The sequence below is a fragment of the Maribacter sp. genome, from assembly GCF_049667165.1.
Lineage (GTDB): Bacteria > Bacteroidota > Bacteroidia > Flavobacteriales > Flavobacteriaceae > Maribacter_A.
Window position 1 is genome coordinate 1 of the sequence record NZ_JBATHS010000245.1, and the last position, 4,212, is coordinate 4,212.

Annotated in this window: 5 protein-coding genes; all 5 read left to right on the top strand. The window is 41.7% G+C overall.

Annotation, left to right across the window (positions count from 1 at the left end; all coding sequences use genetic code 11):
* Positions 1-829: hypothetical protein (locus tag WBM98_RS12350; protein ID WP_424366329.1), on the top strand; the 829-nt coding region annotated here is incomplete at its 5' end.
* A 30-nt stretch (positions 830-859) separates the two neighbouring features.
* Positions 860-1,330 (top strand): hypothetical protein, encoded by a 471-nt coding sequence (locus WBM98_RS12355; protein ID WP_424366330.1) that lies wholly within the window; start codon positions 860-862, stop codon positions 1,328-1,330.
* Between the two features lie 129 nt (positions 1,331-1,459).
* On the top strand, positions 1,460-2,032 hold the full coding sequence (locus WBM98_RS12360; RefSeq protein ID WP_424366331.1) for a hypothetical protein: 573 nt from the start codon (positions 1,460-1,462) through the stop codon (positions 2,030-2,032).
* 205 nt (positions 2,033-2,237) lie between these two features.
* Positions 2,238-2,648 carry a hypothetical protein gene (locus WBM98_RS12365; RefSeq protein WP_424366332.1) on the top strand — a complete coding sequence of 137 codons (411 nt, stop codon included), beginning with the start codon at positions 2,238-2,240 and terminating at the stop codon, positions 2,646-2,648.
* On the top strand, positions 2,648-3,685 hold the full coding sequence (locus WBM98_RS12370) for a DUF3078 domain-containing protein (protein WP_424366333.1): 1,038 nt from the start codon (positions 2,648-2,650) through the stop codon (positions 3,683-3,685). Before WBM98_RS12365 ends, WBM98_RS12370 begins: the two co-directional genes overlap by 1 nt.
* Positions 3,686-4,212 lie beyond the last annotated feature (527 nt).

A 4,212-nucleotide genomic window follows, 5' to 3' on the forward strand; every position in this document is an offset into this window, starting at 1 on the left:
ACGTTGGGGAGAGGCAATCGGAAGAGATGGGAAAATTTATTCGTACAGCCTTGATGGCTCCTCAAGATTTGAACACAACAGGGAAACCGGGGAATGGGATATGACCTATATCCACATAGAAAGACAGGATTGGGGCGAAACCACCGCGGAAATTGAGCTGGGTACCGATCCCGATGCTGACAAAAACTGGTTACAGGAAAATACGTATGTCGATGCCAATCTTCATATTATGGGAGGGGATATTGAAGCCATGCAGCATGAAGGATCCGTGTGGGGAGATGATTGGGGTAGCGAGAACAACCATTTGGAAATGGATGTACTAGGCTATGAAACCGGGGGCTCGGCAACTCTTGGCCTAGATGAAAATGGCTTAAATGCAGAAGTAACTGCCAATGCAGAAGTATATTTGTTTAATGCAGAATATGAAGGCTCGTACGGTCCCGCTTATACAGAAGCGCAGATTTTCGTAGGGGCTGAAGCGGAAGTATCCGCAGGACTAAATTTTAATCCTATGGAAGGTGATTTGAGTGCTTCTGCGGGGGGCGAAGCTTTTGCCGGAGGGAAATTGGAAGCTGAAGGAGGGTTGCGAGGCGATAACGGAACACTCGCGGGCAACGCCGGAATTACCTATGGCATAGGGGGGGAGCTAAGTGGTGATGTAGGCTTTGATGACTGGACATTAGCAGCCGAATTCGATGTAGGTGCCACACTAGGTGTGGGTGTTGATCTAGGTTTTGAGGTCGAGCTCGATGCCAGGGAGACCGCCTCTGATGCCCTTGATTTGGGTAAAAAGGCTACGGGATGGATACCAGGGACACCTTGGGGGTAGTTTTGAACAACAAGATAAAATAGTATGAATATGTCTAAAAATGATTTAATGGATAAGGTGCCTTTGGCAAGGGTATATAAGCACAAGGATTATACCATTGAAGTTGCCGCAAATTGGTACATTGATGAAATTGATGGGAAGCAAACTTTTTTTTATGGACCTAAAGTTGGTGAGAAGCGGATTGGCTTTTATGTAACTGCAGTTGAAAAACAGGGAAAGTCTTATAAGGATGCTGCCAGAAAAATGAAATCTGAACAAGAAAAGAACAAGGAGTATAAGGTTTTAGAACAGGCAAATATATCGGATGCCGGTTTCAAGGCCTTAATGAGACGTTCTTGCTGGTACGAAGAGGATATGGACATGATGCTCTTTATACGTGAGATATTCACGGAATCTGAAAATAAAGTTTTCATACTATCGAGCTCCATTCCCAATTCCCCAGATCTTGAAGAACTCGATAGTGCAATTATACATGTCATGAATTCATTCCGATTCAACTAGCTGAACAGGCTATTTGTCACCATTGAATATAGCCGCTTATAACGACTATTCCAATGAACAAAGTGGGACGGACAATACTAAAATCACAGTACCATGCATTTGCCTTTTAGATTACAAATTTTAGTTTTTTTGGTTGTAATTAGCTGTACTTTAAGCGGTTTTAAAGAAGTACACATAAACCAGACGAACACATTATTGACAGACCGTGGTACAACATCCTTTTTAAAGTTTGGCAGAGCGGTCCAGGACGTTCAGGTGGCCAAACGCACCTATAAGGGAAGCGGGTTTACCATTGTAATCCCGGAGAATTGGAAGGTTAAAAGACTGGATGATACTCGAACGATGTTCGTAGGTCCCAAAATCGGGAATTCCCATTTTGCATTTTTCGTCACACGCATAGGGCGGGAAGGGAAAAACTATCTCGATGCGGCGAAAGCAACAAAAGGCCAACAGGCAAACTATACAAATTACACCATATTGGAGGGGAAAGACATCTCCCAAGAAGGTTTTAGCGCATATTCCAGGCGTTCTTCCTGGTTTGCAGAGGATATTGATATGGTATTGTTTGTACGTGAAATTTTCACCCAGTCCTCCTCCCATGTTTTTATACTCTCGGCCTCGATCCCGAATACCCCACACATGACGGATCTGGATAAATTGGCCGTTTCGATCTTGAACTCATTTAGGTTTGATCAAGAATAGGGGAACTGTATGAAAAGGCCTAAAAACTTAAAAATATCCAGTGGGATTGGTTACAATTAAATCCATGGGGAAAATACTGGGAAATCAGTATAAGAGTGAGGTTGCCTATTTTGAAAATAGATTAAAAGAATTATTTTAGTAGCTAATAACAATAGAATATTGAAAAGAAATTCCGAACAACAATCCAAGGAATAAAGACCATAAAATGGGTAGTATAGCAGGTATATTTGATGGGGCAAAGGAAAACATTCGACAGGGCAAGGCCAGTATCGGCAAGTCGACCTCGGTCTTTCGCGACATGGATGTACATCGTTATGGCCAAGAGCCATATAATACAAATGATCTCAAATATGGTCTAAATTGGGGCTCCGAACAAAGCAACAATGGATTTGAGGTATTGGGAAACAGTTCTGCCGATGGTATCAATACGGGCGGTATGATGGAAATCGAAGGACATTCCAATGCAACTTTCTCGTGGAATTTTCCAGAACAACAGATCACTTTGGAACGAGGGGATGTCAGAACCTTAATTGCCCAAGGCGATAGTGGTGGCAGTTGGGATTTGAACGTTGACAAGGCCCAGGATGTAAAGGGTTGGACAAATCCTTTTGACTAATGGGAACTGCATTTTGTAGGTGCCGATTTCTTCTGATCGCCCTCTTTTTTTCCCATAATATATATGTATCCGCTCAAGTACAACAGGTGCCGATTACCCAACAGGGCTGGACCACGGAACTAAGCCTAGGAGTTGATTTTTTAAGCAATGTATTGATCAATCCCGCCGTGGGAGCGGGGAAAAATAGATTGGGGTTTGGGGCAGCCATAGACATAAGAAGTATATTCAACCGAGGGAGATTTAGCTGGGATACGAATTTTAGTCTTGATTATGCCATACAAAAGGCAGGTAGCGGCCGTCTGTCAGACAGTCTCGATACCGCAGTACCCTTTCAAAAAAATATGGACAATCTTTGGCTTAACTCAAATGCAGCCTACAGGACCTCTTATTTTTCTAAATATTATTACGCCGCCGATCTTTTTTTTAGCAGTCAGTTGACAAAAACATATGAAGACAACTTCCTCTCGGATGTAACCCAGACTGGCCACCCTATTTCCAAATTTCTTTCCCCTGCTATATTTCAATTTTCCTTAGGATTTGAACACCGCCCCAATGACTATTGGACTATTTTTTTATCGCCCTTATCTTATAAGAACATAATTGTGCTGGACGATCAGATTGCGGATGATTTTGCCACGGATAATGCTGGCGAGTTTTTGGACGGTATTCATGGTAACCCACTGGAGGTCGATGAAAACGGGGATGTTATATTTCAAAATTACGACAATCAATTGGGAACGGCACTTCGTATAGTTTATGAGAATAGACTCTCCAATACTTTTGGTATGAGTAGCAACCTATTGCTGTTCTCCAACTATTTAGAGAAAGCTGATCATATAGATATCAATTTTAGAAACCAAATGGATCTTACTATTGTAAAAGGACTTAAACTATCCCTCCTTTCCCTACTTACCTATGACCACGACATCCTAGTACAAATTACGGATAATAGCCGACCGGAAGGGGTAAATGGCTTGGGAAGAAGGGTAAGTTATAGGCAGCAATTGTTACTTAAATATAGTTTTGTTTTGGATTAGAACAAATAGCGCCATTTTACATTAAAGACTTTTTTCCGATTTGGGTAAAGTTGTTTTTTGGACAAAATAGCAAAGCGTGTTAACAGTAAACGTTTAACAAGGGGTTTTAAGAAACCTATTCGTAAAGCTCTACCTTTCTGAAACCTGCCGCCCAGACTACCTGGAAAAGAATGAATACCGCCAACAGAAGAAAGGTCGTATACATCAATAATCAAAAGGGGTCCCAAAACCTTTCAAAATGACAGGTATACCCATTTGTATTCCGGACCAGATAATCAATTAAGTTATATTTTATATCAGAAATCATCAAGGGATAAAATACGGGTGGTGATTGATTTTGTTTAATCAGCGGTATACCGATCAATAACCACATCCGGTATTGCACCCTTCGGCGGAGTTCATATTGAGCGAAGTCGAAATGTTCAGGATAAACTCCACCGGAAGCTCTTATTTTTTAGTGAATGTAGCTTGCGGAATGAAAGAAAACATAAGTGCTGAATCTGCTGGCTAAACCTAACTAAGGACTA

Bases quoted from the DNA above. Each gene is read 5' to 3' on its own strand.
- WBM98_RS12355 (WP_424366330.1), top strand. From the start codon at position 860: ATGTCTAAAAATGATTTAATGGATAAGGTGCCTTTGGCAAGGGTATAT.
- WBM98_RS12370 (WP_424366333.1), top strand. From the start codon at position 2,648: ATGGGAACTGCATTTTGTAGGTGCCGATTTCTTCTGATCGCCCTCTTT.
- WBM98_RS12365 (WP_424366332.1), top strand. From the start codon at position 2,238: ATGGGTAGTATAGCAGGTATATTTGATGGGGCAAAGGAAAACATTCGA.